The organism is Sphingorhabdus sp. (assembly GCF_044338195.1).
GTDB lineage: Bacteria > Pseudomonadota > Alphaproteobacteria > Sphingomonadales > Sphingomonadaceae > Sphingorhabdus_B.
On the sequence record NZ_JBIIMC010000003.1, the window covers coordinates 1 to 21440 of the forward strand.

Here is a 21440-nt window from a genome sequence, read left to right on the forward strand (position 1 = left end):
TTGTGGTGGGGATATCGGACATTTTGACCCTCAACAATATGCCGCGCGTGGGCGGGGGGCATAGGTGGTCCATTGCCCTCGAAAACTGGCTTGATCGGGAGCGTGATCAGCTACCTTTGTGGTTGCCGGTTGGCATAGGCATCGGGATCGTCATTTGGCAATTTGGTGGAGCTTCGGCGGCCCCGGGATTATTGTTACTGGCCATTGCGGTTGGGCTGTTTGCATTACTGGCTAAATCGCATAGCCGCAGCCGTCAGTTTCTTGGAATCGCGGCGGCCACTATTTTGCTTGGCTTTGGGCTCATTAGCCTGAAGTCGGCGGTCGTCGACAAACCCGTGCTGGGTAAGATTTGGATCGGCGATTTTTATGGGCGGATTGAAGCCGTCGAGAATCTCACGGCGCGCGAGGTTGTTCGCCTACGCCTTGCGACGGATGGGCAGGGTGAATTGCCTCCGGTCGTCCGGATAAATCTTACGCCCGAACAATATCAATCAACATTTCAAGTGGGCGCGGTCATTCGGTTGCGGGCGAGATTGATGCCACCTGCTGGGCCAACCTTGCCGGGAGGATATGATTTTGCGCGCCGGGCATGGTTTCAGCAGATCGGCGCAACCGGGTCTGCATTGGGACCTGTGATCTTGATTGAGCCCGCAAAATCCAATGCGATGTTGTCGGCAAAGCGGGAGCAACTCACGCAGCATATTTTGACGTCGATGCCGCCTGATGCCGGCGCGATTGGCGCGGCGCTTGTGACGGGGGATCAGGGGCACATAAGCGAGGCCGATGCGCAAGCGATGCGGGACAGCGGATTGGCGCATCTCTTGTCGATCAGCGGGCTTCATGTGACGGCGGTTGTTGGATTTATCTTTATCGCGGTCAGCCGGTTGCTGTCATTGTCGTCATGGCTGGCCTTGCGGATTTCGGTGCCCATCTGTGCGGCGGCGGCGGCCGCATTGGGGGCGGTGGCTTATACCCTTTTAACCGGTGCGGAAGTGCCGACGATACGTTCCTGCATTGCCGCGCTTCTGGTGCTTGTCGCACTGGCGTTGGGCAGGGACGCGCTCACCCTGCGTTTGGTCGTATTTGGCGCGTTGATTGTGCTGCTATTCTGGCCTGAGGCATTGGCCGGACCCAGTTTTCAACTCAGCTTCGCGGCCGTGGCCACGATTGTCATCGTTCACGAACTGCCGTTGGTGAAGCGCTTTGCCGAAAGGCGGGACGAGCCGATGATATATCGATTTGCACGGGGTGTTGTCTCACTGGTGCTGACCGGGCTTGCCATCGAAATAATCTTGGCCCCGATCGCGTTGTTTCATTTTCATAAGACAGGGCTTTATGGCGCTTTCGCCAATGTCGTCGCGATACCCATGACGACCTTCGTGATTATGCCGTTGGAGGCTTTGGCACTTGCTTTCGATTTGGTCGGGCTTGGCCTGCCATTCTGGTGGCTGGCCGGACAAGGGATTTCAGCGATATTGGCGTTGGCACATTTTGTAAGTGGCTTACCCGGCGCGGTTTCAATGATGCCTGAAATGCCAATTTGGTCTTATGCGGCGTTCTGGGCGGGGGCATTGCTTTTTGGCTTGCTGCAAACGCATCTGCGTTATGTCGGGATCCCGATTTTCCTGATCGGCATATCTGGAATGATATTGGCGCCACGGCCTGATATATTGGTCACCGGTGATGGAAAACATCTTGCACTCGTCACCGCCGATGGAAAACTCTCACTATTGCGCGGAAAGGCAGGCGACTTTGTTCGGGATATGATCTCCGAAAAAGCGGGAAGTAATGCGGTTGCCACACCGATAGTAGAATGGCCGGGGGCAAGGTGCACATCCGACAACTGCATTATAACTATGGCCGCGCCAAACCGGACCTGGACCATATTGGCAACGCGAACTTCCTATCCAGTCCCAGCCATGGAAATGGCCGCGGCCTGCAGGCGCGTTGACATCGTCATCAGCGACCGATGGTTACCGCAAAGCTGCCGGCCCAAATGGATTAAAGCAGACCGGGGACTGTTAGAGCAGACCGGCGGACTTGCAATCTATTTGGCCGAACAGCGCGTGATAACCGCCAACGAGAATCGCGCGCATATGCCATGGGTTCAGGCCGCCAAAGCTGCGCAGCAGAACGCAGATTTACATCAATGATATCTGCGCAATAGGCCCGCTAGCTTACCTTGAACCTCAACCTCATGCTGCGCATAATATTGTGGCTCATATGTGCTATTGGCCGGATCCAAACGGATTCGCTGACCTTCGCGGCGCAGATATTTCAACGTCGCTTCTTCGCCATGAACCAATGCCACAACAATCTCACCATCGCGTGCGGTCGTGGCTTTACGGATGAGCGCGTAGTCACCATCCAAAATCCCGGCCTCGATCATCGAGTCGCCGGAAACTTCGAGCGCATAATGCTCACCAGCGCCCAACAGCGCCATGGGGACGGACAAGGAACTTTGGCCTTCCAACGCTTCAATCGGAACACCGGCAGCGATTTTGCCATGCAGCGGGATTTCCATGACGTCGTTCGCAGCCACCGGCAAATGCACCTGCGCCTTGCTGCTGGCAACGGCGGGGGTAAGCTTGGTCACATTATCGCTGCGCAAGTTGCCGCCGTCAGGTAGCTTCATCACTTCGAGTGCGCGCGCGCGATTGGCAAGACGGCGGATAAAGCCGCGTTCTTCCAACGCACCAATCAACCGATGCACGCCTGACTTGCTTTTCAAATCCAGCGCTTCCTTCATTTCTTCGAATGAGGGGGAAATACCGCTTTCATCAAGTCGCTGGTTAATGAACACTAGCAGTTCATGCTGTTTGGCTGTGAGCATATTCAGGGTTCCATCATGTTGAACATGAGAAGAACGATTAGAGAACAAATGCGGTTAAGTCAAGAACATTTGTGCGCAGTCAACGCGTCGCGGTCAGAACAACCGATGATATTGAACAACCGCCCCCGCAGGCGTGGCAGGTGCATTTATATCGCGAATAATCAGCGCGTTGCTGTGCGATAGCGGGGAGACCAAGCCGCTGTCCCGCGAGGTAAAAGCTGTGATGGCACCGCCTTCGATCTTGCCTCGCACATATTCTGCCCTGCTTCCGCCCGGAAGCAATGCGTTGTCGGCCTTTGCCTCAAAGATTTCGGGGAGCGGCGACAGGCTCCCCGCCATATGCCGTATCAACGGCAGCAGGAACAGAAACGCCGTTACAAATGCCGAAGTTGGATTGCCGGGCAGACCCAGCACTATTGTGTTGCCAATCTTTCCCGCCATGACGGGTTTGCCGGGGCGCATCGCGACCTTCCAAAAATCCATATCTGCGCCAATATTGCGCAATGCAGCCTGGACCAAATCATGGTCGCCCACCGAAGCGCCGCCCGTGGTGACGATGATATCGGTTGTGGATGCGAGCGCGCTCAACCTTGTCTCCAGTTCATTCAACCGGTCGGGAATTATGCCCGCATCGGTGATTTTACATGGCAGGTTTGATAGCATCGCATGCAGCATCGTGCTGTTTGATGATGGTATCTGCGCCGAACTGCATTGTATGCCCGCAGGCAGAAGCTCGTCTCCTGTCGCGACAATCGTTACATGCGGCCAGCGGCCAACTTGAACGGTGCCATGGCCAGCCATAGCCGCCAGCGCGCAAGGCCCAGCCTCCAGCATAGTGCCTTTTGCAAGAACGGTATCGCCGCACGAAAAATCGCCACCCGCCGTGCGAATATGCATGCCCGGTGCAAGCGCATCCTTCACTGTAGCCATAAGGGTGTCGCCGTCACGCGAAGCGTCTTCCTGAATTAAAATAGTATCCGCACCAGCGGGGACATGTGCACCCGTAAAGATGCGCACGGCTTGGTTACGCTCCAAAACGCCCGCAAAGGGTCGCCCTGCCGCGCTTTCACCGATAACGTGCCAAGGCCCGGGAAACGCAGCGGATGATAACGCATATCCATCCATTGCAGAGAGATCGGCCGCGGGTTGTGTGCGTTTCGCATCGAGCGGTCCGTGCAGATAATGCCGCGCAGCCTTGGTAAGTTCCAGTTCGACCGACGGCAGCGGTGAAGCCAGCGCCAACAATCGCGCCTGCGCTTCGGCGACCGAAATCATGCGTGCCAATCGCCCGATTTGCCGCCCGTTTTGGACAGCAACCGGATGTCGGAAATCACCATCGACTTATCGAGCGCCTTTGCCATGTCGTAGAGTGTGAGCAAGGCAACCGACACAGCGGTCAAAGCCTCCATCTCGACACCCGTCGGACCATTCAAACGCACCCGCGCCTCTGCGCGAATGCCATGGTCTTCAAATTCAAACGCGATGGCAATTTTGGACAGCATGAGCGGGTGGCAAAGCGGGATGAGTTCGCTCGTCTTTTTGGCGGCCATGATACCGGCAATCCGCGCCGTCCCCAACACATCGCCTTTTTTGATATTGCCCGCGCGCACGGCCTCAAGCGCTTCTGCGGACATCGTGATGCGCCCTTCGGCAACGGCTTCTCTGGCCGTATCCGCTTTGGCCGACACATCGACCATATGCGCAGCGCCATCGGCACCCAGATGCGTGAGATCAGCCATGTCCGGTCAATAACCGTTGTGTGGCAAGTTGAACGTCTGCGTTGCGCATCAGGCTTTCGCCGACGAGGAAGGTGTTGACCCCAGATGTGGCCATCCGTTGGCAATCGGCATGCGTCGAAATGCCGCTTTCGCAGACCAGCAATATGTCGGCAGGCGCATATTTTGCCAAACGCTCAGTCGTCGCCAGATCGACGTCAAATGTCTTTAAATTGCGGTTGTTCACGCCGACCAATTTTGATTTCAGATGCGTGAGCGCACGGTCCAATTCGGCCTCATCATGCACTTCCACAAGGACATCCAGCCCCTCAGCAAAAGCCGCATCTTCGATTTCGACCATAGCAACATCATCCAATGCCGCGACGATAATCAGTATGGCATCCCCGCCCATTTGGCGCGCTTCGGCGCACTGCCATGGATCGACCATGAAATCCTTTCGGATGACGGGCAGGTCGCAGGCGTTGCGCGCAGCGATGAGATAATCCTCATGCCCCTGAAAATACGGCGCGTCGGTTAATACGGACAAGCAAGCCGCGCCACCCGCCTGATAGGCCTTTGCATGGGCTGCTGGATCGAAATCTGCGCGGATGAGGCCTTTTGACGGGCTGGCTTTTTTGATTTCCGCAATCAGCGCAAAGCCAGATGCGCTTTTGGAACGCAGCGCCGCTTCGAAGCCACGCGGTGGCGACGGGGCAGGCCAATGCGACAAGCCCTTAGGCTTTCGCTCTGCCACTTCTGTGCGCTTGGTCGCGCAGATTTCTGCAAGCTTGTCGGTCATCAATATTTCACCCAACAGTCTAGCAACGCATTGGCAAGACCCTTGTCGATTGCCTCTGCGGCCTCTTCAACCCCATCGGGCATGGTTTCAACTACGCCGGCGACCAACAAGGCCTCTGCGGCATTGAACAGGACGGCGTCACGATACGCGCCATGTTCGCCCAGCAACAACTTGCGCAGCTCAGCGGCATTATGCTGCGCATCGCCGCCGCGAATGGCGTCGACAGGGTGCACAGGTAGGCCAGCATCAGCGGCAGTAGTACGTTGGAAACGAACACCTTCGGGTTCGACCACCGCAACTTCGTTACCGCCGGCCAAACTTAATTCGTCAAGACCTTCATCGCCCGAAATGATCCGCGAATGTTCGGTACCAAGGTGATGAAGCGCTTCGGCATACACAGGGACATAGGCAGGCCGTGCAATACCAATCAGCTGGCGCTTTACGCGTGCCGGGTTGGCAAGCGGGCCCATCAGATTGAAAATCGTGCGTTGCCCAATGCGTTGGCGGATCGGTTGGATCCGCTTCATTGCGGGATGGTGGTTGGCCGCGAACAAAAAGCAAATGCCCAAGTCTTTCAGCGTCTCTTCGGCCATGCGTCCGGCGCGTTCCATGTCGAGGCCGAGGGCTTCGAGCGTATCTGCCGCACCCGCCTTTGATGACGCAGCGCGATTGCCATGTTTCGCAACAGGAACCTCGCACGCTGCCACCACGATCGAAACTGCGGTCGAAACATTAAGCGTATGATGCCCGTCACCACCCGTGCCACAGACATCGATAGCACCTTCGGGTGCATCAATGGGGATCAGCCGGTCGCGCATCGCTTGCGCAGCGGCGGCGATTTCCACCATCGTCTCGCCGCGCGCGGTGAGCGCAACGAGGAAAGCCTGTATTTCATCTTCAGAGGCGCGTGCATCAAGGATGTCCGCAAAGGCCTGTGCGGCCTCGTCATGGCCAAACAGATGCTGCGGGTCGGGCAGGGGGCCAAAGGCGTTCATGCTCTGTCCTTCACGGCCATACCGGCAATGCGCATGAAATTGGCCAGCATCGCGTGACCATGTTCGGTGGCAATGCTTTCAGGGTGGAATTGAACGCTATGGATAGGCAGCGTGGCGTGGCGAAAGCCCATGACATGGCCGTCATCGCTGGTCGCATTCACGACAAGGCTCGGCGGCACATTTTCGACGATGAGCGAATGATAGCGCGTTGCCTGAAACGGAGACGGCAGGCCTTCGAACAATCCGGTCTCGTCATGTGTGACCGGCGACGTTTTGCCGTGCATTAACCCGCCGCGTGCAACTTTGCCGCCGAAATGCTGCCCAATGGTCTGGTGGCCCAAACAAACGCCCAGCAATGGCTTTCCAGCCTCTGCGCACGCCGCGACGAGCTCAAGGCTCACACCCGCTTCATTCGGCGTTTTTGGCCCGGGTGATATGAGAAAAGCCTGTGCACCCGTCGACAGTGCCTGTCCGGCGGACATATCGTCATTACGGACGACCTCAACCTCAGCGCCAAGCTCCATCAGATAATGGACGAGGTTCCAGGTGAAGCTGTCATAATTGTCGATGACGAGGATCATTGTTTAAGCCCTACATCCGCCGAAACGCGGTCCTTTACGATTGCGAGTACATTGTCTTGAACATCGCCCAGCAATCTTTCGCCCCACCATTGAAAATAGCCAACCAGCCTTACTTTCATGCGGTAGTGCGTTGTTAAAACCAGCCGCGTACGCTCGGAACCAATCGGCTCAAGGCGGTAGCTTCCTGACGCGATATTCAGGAAAGGACCAGCCGGAGAAATGTGCCGGTCTGTGTATTCCTGAATGGAGGTGTCGGGAAAGGCAAATGCCCAGGTCATTCCGCGGTTGGGAACCACAGACTGAACGACCTCTTCAAAGCGCGCGGATTTGCCCCATAGGGCTTTGCGCACGGTTCTATCGGATTCACGCGTAAGAATCGCCTCGGTTGGCCGAGGAATGCCGACGATATCATGGGTGAAATTCGCTTTGCCTTCGTCCGCGCGAATATCGCGAATGCTGGCAAGATAAGGCCAAATATTTTTTGGAGACGCATCGATTATAATGGAACGTTCCACGCTGGCATTGGTCCAATGGACCGGCCACATTTGATCCCAAATCATCAACAGCAGGGGCAGCAACAACCAGCTAGAAGCGTAAAATCTGTGCTGATGTCGTTTGGCATGTCGCCGCCGCCGCCGTGCGTTCAGATACTGAACCAATCCGCCAGCTATAGCCGCAGGTATCCAGATCGGAATAATCAGCACAAGGCAAACCGCGCCTTCTTCAAAAGCCGCAACCGCAATTCCCGTGATGGTTAGAAAAAATAATGTTGGCCAGAAAAAACAGCCCATGGGTGAGCGTAATCCGGACGGATCAACATATTGCGTGACGAGGCCACCCAGAGCGGCAGGGATAGCTAAGAGCGCGGTCAGCGTCGTAATCTGGGGGCTTTCTTCTGGGCCGTAAAACAGGAAGAGCATGGCCGTGATCAGAATACCAATCAGCGTAAGCGTAACACGCGTCCCAGAGGTTTCCTCGACTGTCATGACCGCACAGCTCTCATTGGCCAAATCCCGCCTCGCCAGCGACCCTGACCGCCTCACGCGCCGCCGCAATCAGCGCGCCCGCTTTTGCCTCGCACTCGCGCTGTTCATATTCCGGATTGCTGTCGGCGACGATGCCGGCACCAGCCTGAACATGCATCATGCCGTCTTTAACAACGGCGGTGCGCAAAACGATGCAGCTGTCCATGTCGCCATTGGGCGAAAAATAACCGACACCGCCCGCATAGGCGCCGCGGGTTTCTGGTTCGAGTTCGGCAATGATTTCGCAGGCGCGCACTTTAGGCGCACCTGAAACAGTGCCAGCGGGAAAGCCTGCGAACAAAGCGTCGATGGCGTCCTTATCGTCAGCAAGCTCTCCAACAACGTTGGATACGATATGCATCACATGGCTGTAAAATTCGACCATATAGCTGTCTGTTACGGTAACGGTGCCGCCTTTTGTCACGCGGCCAACATCGTTTCTGCCCAAATCCAACAGCATCAGATGTTCCGCGCGTTCCTTGGGATCAGCCAATAATGAGGCACGGTTTTCAGCGTCTTCGATGCTGCTTTTGCCGCGCGGGCGCGTTCCGGCGATCGGCCGAATGGTCACTTCTCCGCCGCGCGCGCGGACCAATATCTCGGGACTGGAACCGATCAGCGCAAAGCCGGGAAGATCAATGAAGTATAGAAAAGGCGATGGATTAATCCGGCGCAATGCGCGGTATAAATGCACAGGCGGCAGATCAAAGGGTGCAGTGAAACGCTGGGCAAGCACAACCTGGAATATATCGCCTGCCTCAATATAGTCTTTGGCCGACGCAACCATCTCGGCATAGCGGCCCGCGGGCAATACGGGCGTGAGCTTGAGTTCGCGTTCTTCGGATACGGACACCGCGCCAGCCGAAGGCACTTGCCCAAGGTTCAATAACCGCTCTGTCTCATCGAGGCGCTCATTCGCCAACGCCACTGCCTGCGCATCATGTAGGCCGGTCCAAACTGGCGAGACGAGGAACATTTCGTCTTTGAGCCGGTCGAACACCAATATGACGGTTGGCCGGACGAACAGCATATCAGGCAGCTCAAGCGCCGATTGCGGTGCCCGCGGCAGCTTTTCAACGAGGCCAATTGTCTCGTAACCGAAATAGCCAACCAAGCAGGCGAGGGCGGGGGGCAGTTCTTCGGGAACATCCATCCGGCAGTCAGCCGCGAGTGCCCGTAACGCATCCAATGATGGCAGAGGAGAAGGCGCGAAAGCGTCCCTGTCGGTCATCCAATGCCGGTTGATTTCCGCTTTATCGCCAGCCGCCCGAAACACCAGATCGGGAGCGATACCAATCAGGCTATGCCGTCCGCGCGTTTCGCCGCCTTCGACCGATTCCAGAATGAAATCACCGCGCTCGGGTACAAACAGCTTTAGCGCAGCTGACACCGGCGTTTCGGTATCAGCAATGCGCTTGCGCCAAATGAGTTCGGGTTTAGTTGCCGTCACGGTTGGTTAGGCGAGCGCGCACTTCTGCGATCCCGTCGTCGTTCTTTTCAACACCGGCATCCTTCGATGCAGCAACGATCAGCTGTGCAGCATATTCCTGCTGCAATATACCCGTAAGTTCCTGCTTGCGGGCAGCCAGGAGGGCGGCGTTGCCGCTGGCGTTGCCCTTGATGACGTCGGTCAGGTACACAACATACCATCCGCGGTCGCCGCCTGCCTGTATGATTTTAGCAGTGCCTTTTTTCATGGCGAACATGAGCGACAATGGCGGAGGCACTTGCTGGCCCTCGCGATAGAGATCTGCCCGTGTACCTGTCAGGGTTTCAACCTGTGCGCCTTGAACATTGGCGGCGGCGAGAGCAGCCTGCAGCGGTTGGCCGCTATCCACCAGCTTACGCAAACGGTCGGCAGCAGCACGTGCACCCTTTGCGCCTTCGGAAAACGCCCATTGTTGCTGAACCAACGCGCGGACGTCACCAAGTGGTGGCGGCGCGGCTTCATCAAAATCGGCAACCGCAATCATCGCGAATTTTTCGCCGGGCACCAACTCGATCAATTGTGCTTCACCACCGGTTTCCATTTGGAATGCTGCGGGCAAAATGACCTGCATTTCCGGAATAGGCTTATATGCAGGGTTGCTGATATCCTGACCTGTCGCCAGCAATTTCGGCGAGGTGTTAATGGTCAGGCCGTTTTGCTTCGCAATGTCAGATATCGTCGCGCCATCGGCAAATGCATCTTCGATTTCCGAAGTCATCTCGGTCAGCATTTCTTCGCTGCGGGTCTGTAGTAGTTCCTTTTCGATCTCTGCGCGGGCAGCGGCAAGTGACTTTGCCGCGACATTGTTCACGCTGTCGACGCGTGCAACGGTCCAGCCGAGTTTACCACGTGCTGGCTTTGCCAATGTGCCCTGTTTTGCGGCAAAGACTGCGTCGGCAACCGCTGCCGTGGCGGTGCTGGCGAGGCTGCTTTTGGTGATATTGGCCGTTGTCGTTACGGACAGACCCAAGCCGTTGGCGACGTCGGCCAATGATTTACCCGCCGCGACTTGGCTAATGACCGACTTTGCAGCGGCTTCCGTTGGCACGATCATCTGGCTGATGTTGCGGCTTTCCGATGCGGCAAACTTTGCAGCATTAGCTTTATAATATGCCGCGATGTCCGCTTCCGTCGGTTTTGCGCGGCCAGCGATGATCGTCTTGTCAAAAATCGCATAGCTAATCGCGCGCTTTTCAGGGATCGTGAATTTTACTGCATTTTCAGAATAGAATTTGGTGAGCGCCGCAGGGCTTGGGGGCGCTTTGGGCAAAAATGCGGTGGCGGGAATCGAAGCGATCTGTCCCGCGCGCTTTTCCAGCATCAACGATGCATAAGGCAGAGCCATACCATCGGGGGCAGCCGGTCCGCTTGCCGCAGATGGCAGGATTTGTTGCGCAAATAAATTTTGCGTCAGATCGTCACGGATGGCTTTTTCACTCACGCCGATTTGTTGGGCAAAGGCACGAAAGGCATCTGCGCTAAACTTTCCATCAAGCCCCATGGCACCGGGAATTTTGCGAATTTCCGAATCCACAAGACGCTTGCTTACGGCGACACCATATTCTTCACCAAATACGGTGATGGCGTAGCGATTGATTAGCTGGTCGAGCGTCGAATCCAATCCACCACTCTCTACAAAACCGGCCATATCAAGCGTCGGGTTATTCTGACGCTCCGCCTTTAAGCGATTATCAAGGGCATCGTTCAATTCACCCAATGTGATGTTGCGGTCACCGACGCGTGCAACATTACCGCCGCTCAAGCCCCCGAAGTTGCCCGATCCGGACACATCACCAAGCGCAAAAGCTATGGCAATCATCCCGACGAACAACAAAGCGAAAATCGCGCCGAATTTAGAGTTAATGAGCGAACGAATGGAGGTAATCATGAATTGCAATTTCCTGATATCACGGGCTGCGCCGATTGTTGCGAGACGCTTTAGGCGGCAAGGCTTTGGCAATCAAGGGATAGACTTGCTCCGATTGTCGAAACCATGCCAGAGCCAAAACAAGATTCGCAAACCCCACAGATAGGATAATGGCATGCGTAAGTTGGTTGTCGGAAACTGGAAGATGAATGGCGTGACAAGCGACTTGGCAGAAATCGCCGCAATCGCCGAAAAATCTCTGCACTATCCAGCTGTCGACTCCGCCTTATGTTTGCCCGCAACCCTCATCAACCGGGCGTGCGATAATGCACATAGCTTCCCAATCGGTGGGCAGGACTGCCACATGCAGGCATCGGGCGCGCATACGGGATGTGTGTCGGCGGATATGTTGGTCGATGCGGGGGCGTCTCTGGTAATTGTTGGGCACAGCGAACGCCGCGCTGCACAGCATGAGCAGGATCACGACGTGCTGGCAAAGGCTCAAGCCGCGCACAAGGCTGGCCTGAAAGCCATCATCTGCGTCGGGGAAACGCTGGCTGAGCGGGACGCAGGCAATGCACTAAACATTGTTTTGGGGCAGGTTGCGGGGTCGTTGCCTGAGAACATATCTGGCGACTGGTTGAGCGTCGCTTACGAACCCGTTTGGGCCATTGGCACCGGGCGCATTCCTGAAATGGCGGATGTACGGGAAATGCACGGTGCCATTCGTTCAGCACTGGTCGATAGGTATGGCGCGGTTGGGAACAGCGTTCGGATTCTATACGGCGGTTCCATGAACGGAGATAATGCAGCAGAGCTTTTGGCGGTCGAAAATGTCGATGGCGGGTTGATTGGCGGCGCAAGCCTGACCTGTGCGAAATTCGAACCCATTTTGGCCGCAGCGCAAGCTTTCGGCGAATAGCATTGAAGAACGGTCGTGCGCTCGCTATGTGGGCGCAGCAACCGGCAACTTATTGCCTTTCATTATTCGGAATTCATCATGGGCATTTTCCATTTTCTTATCGTCGTTCAGGCTATTGTCGCAGCCTCGCTTGTAGGTGTTATCCTGATGCAGCGGTCTGAAGGCGGCGGCCTGGGTATGGGCGGAAGCCCATCGGGATTGATGTCCGCGCGCGGTGCAGCTGACTTTCTGACGCGTATGACAACCATATTGGCAACCGTGTTCATCGTGCTTTCGATTTCATTGGCCTTCGTCGCGGCGAAAAAAGGCGGTACGGGCGAAATCGATAGCAGCCTTGAGCGTACCGAAGTGCCTGCGGCTCCAGCTGCACCAGCGACGACTGCGCCAGCAACTCCAGCTTCGGCGGCTCCTGCGACTGAAGTTCCGCTCGATAAATAATCGCTTCGGTACGAAAAAACGTTTTTTACACAGGTTATTTTTCAGTGAACGGATTCGTTCGCTTGTGTTTTACCGTAAACCTGTCTTAAGCCTTTTCTCCCATGGCACGGTTCATTTTTATCACCGGTGGCGTGGTCTCCTCGCTTGGCAAAGGTCTTATGGCAGCATCGCTTGCTGCCCTTTTGCAGGCGCGCGGATACCGCGTTCGAATCCGGAAGTTCGATCCTTATCTCAATGTTGATCCGGGCACGATGTCGCCTTATCAGCATGGCGAAGTCTATGTGACTGATGACGGGGCGGAAACCGACCTCGACCTTGGGCATTATGAACGGTTTACGGGCGTTTCTGCGCGGCAGTCGGATAACATAACGTCGGGTCGCATTTATCAGACGATCATCCAAAAGGAACGTCGCGGGGATTATCTCGGCGCGACGGTTCAGGTCATTCCGCATGTGACCGATGCTATCAAGGAATTCGCCAAGGCGGATACGCAAGACCTTGATTTCGTTTTGTGCGAAATTGGCGGAACGGTTGGCGACATTGAATCGCTGCCGTTCATCGAAGCTATCCGGCAGTTGCGCAATGAGCTTGGCCGCGAACGGACCTTGTCCGTGCATGTTACTCTGGTTCCGTACATTGCGGCGGCAGGTGAGCTAAAGACCAAGCCGACACAGCACAGCGTGCGCGAACTGACATCATTGGGTATTCAGCCCGATGTTCTTCTGTGCCGTTGCGAACATCCGCTGCCGGAAAATGAGCGCGCAAAAATCGCGGCATTTTGTAACGTGCGTAAAGAGGCTGTCATTCCCGCCTTGGACGCGAAAAGCATTTACGCGGTTCCGCTGCAATATCATGCCGAAGGTTTGGATAATGAAGTCCTGCGCGCGTTCGGGCTTGAATCAGACGGTGAGCCAGACCTTGGCCGCTGGGATGATATCATTGACCGCCAACAAAATCCCGAAGGTGAAGTCACCATTGGCGTTGTCGGCAAATATGTTGGCCTTGCCGACGCATATAAGTCTTTGAATGAAGCGCTTACGCATGGTGGACTTTCAAACCGCGTGAAGGTGAACATTAAGTGGATTGACGCTGAACTGTTCGAGCAGTCGGAACATGACATTGCCGCTGCACTAGAGCCCATGAATGCAATCCTCGTCCCCGGCGGCTTTGGTGAGCGCGGTTCCGAAGGCAAGATTGCGGCGGTCAAATTCGCCCGAGAGCGCGAAGTGCCGTTCTTTGGCATTTGCCTCGGCATGCAGATGGCGTGCATTGAAGGTGCGCGGAACACCGCGGGTATCGCCGGCGCATCCAGCACCGAATTTGGCCCTACCACCGAACCAGTTGTTGGCATCATCACCGAATGGATGACCGAAGAGGGCATCCAGAAACGTGAAACGGGCGGCGATCTTGGCGGCACGATGCGTCTTGGTGCGTATGATGCGAAGTTGGCTGGAAACAGCCATGTCGCGGGCATTTATGGCACGCAGGACATTTCTGAGCGGCATCGCCACCGTTATGAGGTCAATGTCCATTACAAATCGGCTTTGGAGCAGGGCGGACTTGTGTTCAGCGGTATGTCGCCAGACGGTGAACTGCCAGAAATCGTGGAACGCCCCGACCACCCGTGGTTTATCGGCGTGCAATTCCACCCCGAATTGAAATCGCGTCCCTTTGCGCCGCACCCGTTGTTTGCAAGTTTCGTTGCTGCCGCGGTGAAGCAAAGCCGACTGGTGTAGCGATTCGATACGCTTTCATCGGCGTTTCTGCATCCATGCCGCGCAATTGCGACGCGGGCGCATAATATGTGAAGGGGCGGACGAGCAATCGACCGCCCCGAATATATTTAGGCTGCGTTGGTGCCTTTTTTCTTGGCGCTATCTGTGTGCTCGATCACATGAGGTGCGGTTTTGCCGCCGATGGCGATCTTGCGTGGTTTCAACGCTTCCGGCACTTCGCGCACTAACGATATAATCAAAAGACCATCGGCCATATCAGCGTCGGTCACATGAATATGGTCCGCAAGTTGGAAGCGGCGTTCGAAATTGCGGCTCGCGATGCCCATGTGCAGAAAATCACGATTGTCGTTGCCTTCCGTCTGCTTGCTGCCCGTGACAATCAACAGATTCTGCTGCGCAACAATGTCGATCTCGTCGGCCTTGAACCCCGCAACGGCGACCGTGACTTGATAGTCATTTTCGCCCGTGCGCTCGATATTGAAAGGCGGATAGTTTTCGTTGGTCGCTGCGCGCCCGGTGTTTTCGAGCAGTTCAAACAAACGGTCAAAGCCGACAGTGTTGCGGCGATAGGGTGTAAAATCAAAACGTTGCATATCAAATTCTCCATCAAGCAATTTGGTGTGTGCCAACCCCGCAAGAGCAGCGGTCAGCTATGTCGTTTTGGAGCCTTTCGGCCTCCGCATCATGAGATGGGGAGTGCCCACAAAATTGCAAGATGAAAAAATGCATCGAAAAACAATGGCACAAAAAACAAGGCCGCCCGGATATCTCCGAACGGCCTCGCTTTGCAGCTTTGCTAGCGCATAGTTTCAGTCCTCTACCGGTCCCCACCGGCGGGTCTGATTTTCCCCCTGAACCATCGGCCTTTACAGGCTCTCGACGAATTCGATGATGTCATCTTCCTTTGCGGTCGGCTTTGCAAATGGAACCATACTCCACCGAACGCTTTTTCAAAGGCTGTTGCGCCCCTGCAACAATGCTTGCCAGTCCTCATGGTGGAACCTAAGAACCGGATATGCCAAAAACAGTGATAAGTGACCGCACATGATATTGTCGCGATATGAACGCATGGTGGCCCGCCGCTATCTGCTGCCGGGCAAAGGTGAAGGTTTCATCTTCCTCGTCGCGAGTATTAGCCTAGTCGCGGTCGCGCTTGGCGTCGCTGCGCTGATCATCGTCATGAGCGTCATGAACGGCTTTCGCGCCGAATTATTTGACAAGATTGTCGGCCTGAATGGTCATGCCGTCGTTCAAGGCTATGGCGGGCGGCTTCAGGACTGGCGTCAGATTTTGAACGATGTCGAAAAAACGCCGGGCGTAACCGACGCCACTGCACTGATTGAACAACCATTGCTCACCACGTTTAACGGTAGGGTCGAAGCCATTTTGGCCCGTGGAATGTCGGTCAACGACATACTGAAGAACGAAACGCTAAAAGGAAAAACGGTCGCCGGAAGTTTGCGGTCGTTGAGCCCGAATGAAGACAGGGTCGCTATCGGTTCGCGTCTTGCCCAAAATTTGGGGGTTCAGGTCGGGCAAAGCATTACGATCATCAACCCCGCTGGACGGACAACGCCCTTTGGGACGGTTCCACGCGAAATTTCTTATGAAGTCGCTGCGATCTTTGAAGTTGGCGTTTATGATTATGACAAAGCGTTTGTAATTATGCCCATAGAAAGGGCGCAGATACTCATGCTGTTGGGTGACGAAATAGGTATCATCGAAATCAAGACCGAACACCCCGACAAGGTGAACGAGATTCTGGCGCCGCTTTTGCCGAAACTAGAAAACAAAGGCCTAATTGTCGACTGGAAGAGCATGAACGCATCTTTGTTTGAGGCGCTGGCGGTGGAGCGCGTCGCCATGTTTGTTGTGCTTTCGATCATTGTGCTGGTCGCGGTGTTCAACATCCTGTCATCGCTCATCATGTTGGTGCGGGCCAAAACGCGGGACATTGCGATATTGCGGACGATGGGGGCGTCACGAAAGTCGCTTTTGCGGATATTCATGACGGTGGGCGTGTTGATCGGGTCGTCAGGCATTGTGCTTGGCCTGATATTGGGCGCTATCTTCCTGTATTTCCGGCAGTCGGTGGTCAATTTCATTCAGCTGCTCACAGGCCAAAATTTATGGGACCCATCTATCAGGTTCCTAACCGAGTTGCCCTCCAGAACGGACCCTGTCGAAGTGATAGCGATTTGTGGGTTGGCCTTGCTGTTCAGCTTCCTTGCCACCTTGTACCCCGCGCTGAAGGCGGCGAGTACCGATCCAGTTCAGGTGTTGCGTTATGAATAATGTCGTTGAGCTCATAGATGTGCGCCGCAAATTTGTGCAGGGCGATGCCACCATAGAAGTGCTGCGCGGTGTCGACCTTGTGGTTGGCAAGGGCGAGCTCGTCGCGTTGCTTGGTCCGTCGGGTTCGGGGAAATCCACGATGCTTCAGGCTGTCGGTCTGCTTGAGGGCGGCTTTTCGGGTTCCATCAAATTGGATGGAGAAGAAGTCAGCTCGGCAGGTGTTGACCGTCAAACCGAGATACGCCGGCAAAAGCTTGGTTTTGTGTACCAATTCCACCATTTGCTGCCCGATTTCGACGCGCTTGAAAATGTCGTCCTTCCCCAATTGATTGCCGATGCAACGCCCGAAGATGCCATCGAACGCGCGACCCATTTGCTGACGCAACTTGGGCTGTCTGAACGACTTCACCACCGGCCATCGAAATTGTCTGGCGGTGAGCAGCAACGTGTCGCCGTTGCGCGGGCGCTGGCGAACCGGCCGAAACTGGTACTGGCGGATGAACCGACCGGTAACCTCGACGAACACACCGCCGACATTGTGCTGGGTGAGTTCATGGCATTGGTGCGTGAGCAAGGCTCATCGGCAATCGTTGCGACACATAATGAGCGCCTTGCCGCGAAGATGGACCGCGTCGTGCGGCTAAAGGACGGAAGATTAGCTTAAGCTGAGGGGATAGAAGATGTCAGTGTACGATTTTTCGGTCAAAATGCCCGGTGGCGCAAGTGAAGCCATGGCGGCGCATGCGGGTAAGGTCCTGCTGATCGTAAATACCGCGTCGAAATGCGGCTTTACGCCACAATATAAGGGCCTCGAGGCGCTGTATCGGCAATATAAGGATCAGGGGCTCGAGATATTGGCCTTCCCGTGCAATCAGTTTGGCGCGCAGGAGCCGGGCGACGCGGAAGAGATAAAGAATTTCTGTTCCTTGACCTATGATGTGTCATTCCCTTTGGCGTCCAAAATTGACGTCAATGGCGACAATGAGGACCCGCTTTGGCATTATCTCAAGCAACAGCAAGCTGGTCTGTTGGGATCACGCGGGATCAAATGGAACTTCACCAAATTTCTGGTTGACCGCAAGGGCAGTGTGGTTGCCCGTCATGGCCCACAAGTCAAACCCGAAGCGCTTGCCAAGGATATCGAAAAGCTTCTCGCGCAACCTGCCTGATTGTCCACAGATTAGCCGAAATGGTGGATTGTCGAATCTCGCGAGTCATCTAACGTAGATTTATGTCTTATGTGCCTTTTGTCCCTTTGCGCGTATTTTCCGCTTACACCATGTTGGAAGGCGCAATCGAACCCAAGGCGATTGGCGAAGCGGCAAAAAAGCTAGCTTTTCCCGCGATTGCGATTTGCGACCGCAATGGTCTTTATGGCGTGATGCCATTTCAGGATGGCGCGAAGTCAAACGGCGTACAGCCCATAATTGGCGCGCTCCTTGCCGTCCGGCGGCCGACAAGCGATGGCAAGTTCATCCGCGACTGGCTGCCATTATTTGCGCAAGACGAAAGCGGCTATGATAATCTGTGCCGCCTCGTTTCCATGGCGCATCTTGATCGTCCCGAAGATTTGGACGCGCATGTTACGCTCGAACAACTTGCGCCATTTTCCGATGGCCTGATTGCGCTGACGGGTGGCGCTGAAGGTGCCGTAACGCAACTGCTGAGTGATGGCCAAAACAATGCCGCGGGTGAATATCTGTCGCGCTTGCAGGCCTTGTTTCCGGATCGGTTGTATATCGAGCTCAGCCGGCGCAACGATAGCCGCGAAGAAGCCGCGGAAGAGGCTTTGATTGATCTGGCTTATGCCCGCGACATTCCATTGGTCGCCACGAACCCCGCGTTTTTCGCCGAGCCGGATTTCTTCGATGCGCATGACGCAATGCTGTGCATTTCCGATGGCGAATATGTCGAAAGCGAAGACCGGCGGCGAAGCAGCCGTGACACATGGATCAAGACCGGCAAGCAAATGGGCGCTTTGTTCGCCGATGTGCCTGAGGCTTTGGCCAACACGCTTGTCATTGCCCAGCGTTGCACTGCGCTGGCGCCCTATCGAAACCCAATTCTGCCAAGCCTTGCGGGTGATCGCACGGCTGAGGATGCGCAACTGCGTGAGGACGCCCGTTTGGGGCTTTTGCAGCGCCTTGAGACCGCAGGCATTACCGATGAAGCAACGCGCCAAGTTTATTTCGACCGGCTGACGTTCGAAGCGGACGTCATTTGCTCCATGGGCTTTTCCGGATATTTCTTGATCGTTGCTGACTTCATCAAATGGGCAAAGGAGCAGGACATTGCCGTCGGCCCCGGCCGTGGCTCAGGCGCGGGTTCGCTCGTGGCGTGGGTGCTGACCATTACGGACCTTGATCCCATCAAGCTTGGCCTGCTGTTCGAACGTTTCTTGAACCCCGACCGTGTGTCGATGCCGGATTTCGATATCGACTTCTGCGAAACGCGGCGCGGAGAGGTGATCCGTTATGTGCAGAAAAAATATGGCACACGCCAAGTCGCGCAGATCATCACCTTCGGTAAACTGAAAGCGCGGGCTGTTCTGCGCGATACCGGGCGCGTTCTGCAAATGAGTTACGGGCAGGTGGACCGGCTGTGCAAGCAGGTGCCAAATCTTCCAGCTGATCCGTGGGATTTGAAACGCGCATTGGCTGGTGTCGCTGAATTGCGTGAGGAATATCGCCGCGACGCGCAAGTGAAGCGCTTGTTTGACCTTGCTATGAAGCTTGAGGGCTTGCCACGCCACAGTTCAACGCACGCCGCCGGTGTTGTTATCGGCGACCGTGAATTGTCCGAGCTTGCGCCCTTATATCGCGACCCGCGTTCGGATATGCCGGTCACGCAATTCGACATGAAATATGTCGAAAGCGCGGGCCTTGTTAAGTTCGACTTTCTGGGTCTGAAGACACTTTCCGTTTTGCAAAAGGCCACGCAGATGTTGGCGAAGCGTGGGGTCGACATTGACCTTGGGCTTTTGCCGCATGATGACCCGGCCGTGTATGAATTGCTGCAGCGCGGCGACACCGTCGGTGTGTTCCAGCTGGAATCCGAAGGGATGCGGCGGACGCTTGCTGCGGTTAAGCCGACCAATTTCGGCGATATTATCGCGCTCGTATCGCTCTATCGCCCGGGCCCAATGGACAACATCCCGATGTTCGGTCGACGCAAGAATGGCGAAGAGAGCATCGAATATCCGCACGCGCTGCTTGAACCCGTATTGAACGAAACATACGGTATCTTCGTCTATCAGGAACAGGTTATGCAGGCCGCCCAGATTTTGGCGGGATACAGCCTTGGCGAAGCAGATTTGCTCCGCCGTGCGATGGGTAAGAAGATTCAGGCCGAAATGGACGCGCAGCGCGAACGGTTTGTCAGCGGCTGTGCCACCCATGCCATTCCGCCGAACCGGGCAAATGAGCTGTTCGATTTGATCGACAAATTTGCTGGATATGGCTTCAACAAGAGCCACGCCGCGGCCTACGCCGTGCTTGCATATCAAACAGCATGGATGAAAACCCACCATCCGGAAGAGTTTTTCGCCGCATCCATGTGTTTCGACATGCATCAGACCGACAAGCTTGCGATCTTCATGGATGACATGCGCCGCTTAGAGGTCGTGTGCCATCCGCCCGACATCAACCAAAGCGATGCCGAGTTTACCGTTGAGACCAACGCCCATGGCGAACATGCCGTCCGATATGCATTGGGGGGCATAAAGAATGTCGGCGAACGTGCCATGGAAGTGCTTGTGGCGGAGCGAACAGCGGCAGGGCTTTTCAAAAGCCTCGATGATTTCGCCAACCGGGTTGATCCCAGTCAGATAAATCGGCGCAGCCTTGAAAATCTCGCCGCTGCTGGCGCATTTGATGCGTTGGAGCCTAATCGCGCGGCCGTGCATGGCGCTGCAGAAACGCTTCTGGCCGCAGCGCAATCTGCGCGTGATTCCCGTGAAAGCGGGCAGGGCGGGCTGTTTGGCGAGGGTGGGTCGGACATGGCGGCCTTACGGATTGATAGGCGACTATCATGGGCTCCGGGCGAGCAGATGAATCAAGAAAAGGACGCCTTTGGCTTTTATTTCTCTGCCCACCCATGTTCGCAATATGATGCGCTGGCGGCCAGCCATGGTGCAAAACCCTATGCGGTTTGGCTGGAGAGTGGCCCCATACCCGAAGGCGTTCGTCGCGCTGCTACCATGTCCGCGCTTATTGAAGGCGTGCGGTGGCGCGAATCCCGCAAGGGCAAACGTTTTATGATTGCCGATTTTTCGGACATGAGCGGACAGTTTTCGGTGCGCTGTTTTGATGAGGCCGTGGGCAGTCAACTGGCCGAATGGGCAAAGGATGCCGAATGCCTATTGCTACATTGTGAAATGGATATGCGGGTAGGGGACGAAGTGCCAAGCTTCACCGTAAAAAGCGCAAAAGCTCTAAGCGGGCTGACAAGCGTATCGCGGCTGAAAATGCAGCTGGATGTGTCGCAAGAAACCGCCATTGCACGTTTGGCTGAGATGGTTGAGCCGTTGCAAGGCGGACGGAGCGAGCTCATTATTAAAACGCGGTCTTCCGATGGCCGATGGGTGCAGATCGTGCTGGGCCGAAAATACCGTATAGACGCGTCTTTGCTGGACCAAGTAAAGGCCATTGAAGGCATAGATAATGTTGAACTTTCACCGATTGGCCCGAGCCTAGCTTTGGTGCATTGATCAGCAACAAACACCGAAATATACGCTAAGAATATTG

Annotated in this window: 18 protein-coding genes; 8 read left to right on the forward strand and 10 right to left on the reverse strand. The window is 55.5% G+C overall.

Features of this window, described 5'->3' with window-relative positions; all coding sequences use genetic code 11:
• Positions 1-2153 (forward strand): ComEC/Rec2 family competence protein (locus ACIQZK_RS01350; protein WP_397574565.1); only part of this gene is annotated, 2153 nt, incomplete at its 5' end.
• Here the strand turns inward: ACIQZK_RS01350 and lexA are convergent.
• The 9 genes from lexA to ACIQZK_RS01395 all read right to left on the reverse strand — a co-directional run bounded on the left by lexA (position 2147) and on the right by ACIQZK_RS01395 (position 11325).
• Positions 2147-2833, reverse strand: coding sequence for a transcriptional repressor LexA (gene lexA / locus ACIQZK_RS01355; protein WP_397574566.1), 687 nt, complete (start codon positions 2831-2833; stop codon positions 2147-2149). The two genes, ACIQZK_RS01350 and lexA, sit on opposite strands and share 7 nt — an antisense overlap.
• A gap of 93 nt (positions 2834-2926) precedes the next feature.
• Positions 2927-4108 (reverse strand): molybdopterin molybdotransferase MoeA, encoded by a 1182-nt coding sequence (locus ACIQZK_RS01360; protein WP_397574567.1) that lies wholly within the window; start codon positions 4106-4108, stop codon positions 2927-2929.
• Positions 4105-4572 carry a cyclic pyranopterin monophosphate synthase MoaC gene (gene moaC / locus ACIQZK_RS01365; protein ID WP_324476517.1) on the reverse strand — a complete coding sequence of 156 codons (468 nt, stop codon included), beginning with the start codon at positions 4570-4572 and terminating at the stop codon, positions 4105-4107. The genes ACIQZK_RS01360 and moaC overlap by 4 nt, the downstream gene beginning before the upstream one ends.
• Positions 4565-5347 (reverse strand): indole-3-glycerol phosphate synthase TrpC, encoded by a 783-nt coding sequence (trpC, locus tag ACIQZK_RS01370; RefSeq protein WP_397574568.1) that lies wholly within the window; start codon positions 5345-5347, stop codon positions 4565-4567. Before trpC ends, moaC begins: the two co-directional genes overlap by 8 nt.
• On the reverse strand, positions 5347-6342 hold the full coding sequence (gene trpD, locus ACIQZK_RS01375) for an anthranilate phosphoribosyltransferase (RefSeq protein ID WP_397574569.1): 996 nt from the start codon (positions 6340-6342) through the stop codon (positions 5347-5349). The genes trpC and trpD overlap by 1 nt, the downstream gene beginning before the upstream one ends.
• Complete coding sequence (locus ACIQZK_RS01380; RefSeq protein WP_397574570.1) at positions 6339-6923, reverse strand: anthranilate synthase component II; 585 nt, start codon at positions 6921-6923, stop codon at positions 6339-6341. Before ACIQZK_RS01380 ends, trpD begins: the two co-directional genes overlap by 4 nt.
• Positions 6920-7909: an SRPBCC family protein gene (locus ACIQZK_RS01385; RefSeq protein WP_397574571.1), complete on the reverse strand. Its 990-nt coding sequence runs from the start codon at positions 7907-7909 to the stop codon at positions 6920-6922. The genes ACIQZK_RS01380 and ACIQZK_RS01385 overlap by 4 nt, the downstream gene beginning before the upstream one ends.
• A gap of 13 nt (positions 7910-7922) precedes the next feature.
• Positions 7923-9398: an anthranilate synthase component I gene (gene trpE, locus ACIQZK_RS01390; protein ID WP_397574572.1), complete on the reverse strand. Its 1476-nt coding sequence runs from the start codon at positions 9396-9398 to the stop codon at positions 7923-7925.
• On the reverse strand, positions 9385-11325 hold the full coding sequence (locus tag ACIQZK_RS01395) for a SurA N-terminal domain-containing protein (RefSeq protein WP_397574573.1): 1941 nt from the start codon (positions 11323-11325) through the stop codon (positions 9385-9387). The genes trpE and ACIQZK_RS01395 overlap by 14 nt, the downstream gene beginning before the upstream one ends.
• A 154-nt stretch (positions 11326-11479) precedes the next feature.
• Between ACIQZK_RS01395 and tpiA the strand changes: the two genes are divergently transcribed.
• The 3 genes from tpiA (at position 11480) to ACIQZK_RS01410 (ending at position 14400) form a co-directional block, all read left to right on the forward strand.
• Entirely contained in the window at positions 11480-12226 is a 747-nt protein-coding gene (tpiA, locus tag ACIQZK_RS01400; RefSeq protein ID WP_397574574.1) for a triose-phosphate isomerase, read from the forward strand.
• An 84-nt stretch (positions 12227-12310) separates the two neighbouring features.
• The gene (gene secG / locus ACIQZK_RS01405) at positions 12311-12664 is read left to right on the forward strand and encodes a preprotein translocase subunit SecG (protein ID WP_397574674.1); all 354 of its coding nucleotides are present in this window, start codon (positions 12311-12313) and stop codon (positions 12662-12664) included.
• Between the two features lie 101 nt (positions 12665-12765).
• Entirely contained in the window at positions 12766-14400 is a 1635-nt protein-coding gene (locus ACIQZK_RS01410; RefSeq protein WP_397574575.1) for a CTP synthase, read from the forward strand.
• 107 nt (positions 14401-14507) lie between these two features.
• Here the strand turns inward: ACIQZK_RS01410 and ACIQZK_RS01415 are convergent, their stop codons facing one another.
• The gene (locus tag ACIQZK_RS01415; RefSeq protein ID WP_397574576.1) at positions 14508-14993 is read right to left on the reverse strand and encodes an Hsp20 family protein; all 486 of its coding nucleotides are present in this window, start codon (positions 14991-14993) and stop codon (positions 14508-14510) included.
• Between the two features lie 451 nt (positions 14994-15444).
• On the opposite strand from ACIQZK_RS01415, the gene ACIQZK_RS01420 reads away from it, so the two are divergent.
• The 4 genes from ACIQZK_RS01420 (at position 15445) to dnaE (ending at position 21403) form a co-directional block, all read left to right on the forward strand.
• Positions 15445-16695: a lipoprotein-releasing ABC transporter permease subunit gene (locus ACIQZK_RS01420; protein ID WP_397574577.1), complete on the forward strand. Its 1251-nt coding sequence runs from the start codon at positions 15445-15447 to the stop codon at positions 16693-16695.
• Positions 16688-17359 (forward strand): ABC transporter ATP-binding protein, encoded by a 672-nt coding sequence (locus ACIQZK_RS01425; RefSeq protein WP_397574578.1) that lies wholly within the window; start codon positions 16688-16690, stop codon positions 17357-17359. The genes ACIQZK_RS01420 and ACIQZK_RS01425 overlap by 8 nt, the downstream gene beginning before the upstream one ends.
• A 16-nt stretch (positions 17360-17375) precedes the next feature.
• On the forward strand, positions 17376-17864 hold the full coding sequence (locus ACIQZK_RS01430) for a glutathione peroxidase (protein WP_397574579.1): 489 nt from the start codon (positions 17376-17378) through the stop codon (positions 17862-17864).
• 62 nt (positions 17865-17926) lie between these two features.
• A complete protein-coding gene (dnaE, locus tag ACIQZK_RS01435) occupies positions 17927-21403 on the forward strand; it encodes a DNA polymerase III subunit alpha (RefSeq protein WP_397574580.1) in 3477 nt (1158 codons plus the stop codon).
• The last annotated feature ends 37 nt before the right edge of the window (positions 21404-21440 follow it).

Coding starts and splice junctions, on each gene's coding strand:
- lexA (WP_397574566.1), bottom strand. CDS start 2,833: ATGCTCACAGCCAAACAGCATGAACTGCTAGTGTTCATTAACCAGCGA.
- ACIQZK_RS01360 (WP_397574567.1), bottom strand. CDS start 4,108: ATGATTTCGGTCGCCGAAGCGCAGGCGCGATTGTTGGCGCTGGCTTCA.
- moaC (WP_324476517.1), bottom strand. CDS start 4,572: ATGGCTGATCTCACGCATCTGGGTGCCGATGGCGCTGCGCATATGGTC.
- trpC (WP_397574568.1), bottom strand. CDS start 5,347: ATGACCGACAAGCTTGCAGAAATCTGCGCGACCAAGCGCACAGAAGTG.
- trpD (WP_397574569.1), bottom strand. CDS start 6,342: ATGAACGCCTTTGGCCCCCTGCCCGACCCGCAGCATCTGTTTGGCCAT.
- ACIQZK_RS01380 (WP_397574570.1), bottom strand. CDS start 6,923: ATGATCCTCGTCATCGACAATTATGACAGCTTCACCTGGAACCTCGTC.
- ACIQZK_RS01385 (WP_397574571.1), bottom strand. CDS start 7,909: ATGACAGTCGAGGAAACCTCTGGGACGCGTGTTACGCTTACGCTGATT.
- ACIQZK_RS01395 (WP_397574573.1), bottom strand. CDS start 11,325: ATGATTACCTCCATTCGTTCGCTCATTAACTCTAAATTCGGCGCGATT.
- tpiA (WP_397574574.1), top strand. CDS start 11,480: ATGCGTAAGTTGGTTGTCGGAAACTGGAAGATGAATGGCGTGACAAGC.
- ACIQZK_RS01410 (WP_397574575.1), top strand. CDS start 12,766: ATGGCACGGTTCATTTTTATCACCGGTGGCGTGGTCTCCTCGCTTGGC.
- ACIQZK_RS01415 (WP_397574576.1), bottom strand. CDS start 14,993: ATGCAACGTTTTGATTTTACACCCTATCGCCGCAACACTGTCGGCTTT.
- ACIQZK_RS01420 (WP_397574577.1), top strand. CDS start 15,445: ATGATATTGTCGCGATATGAACGCATGGTGGCCCGCCGCTATCTGCTG.
- ACIQZK_RS01425 (WP_397574578.1), top strand. CDS start 16,688: ATGAATAATGTCGTTGAGCTCATAGATGTGCGCCGCAAATTTGTGCAG.
- ACIQZK_RS01430 (WP_397574579.1), top strand. CDS start 17,376: ATGTCAGTGTACGATTTTTCGGTCAAAATGCCCGGTGGCGCAAGTGAA.
- dnaE (WP_397574580.1), top strand. CDS start 17,927: ATGTCTTATGTGCCTTTTGTCCCTTTGCGCGTATTTTCCGCTTACACC.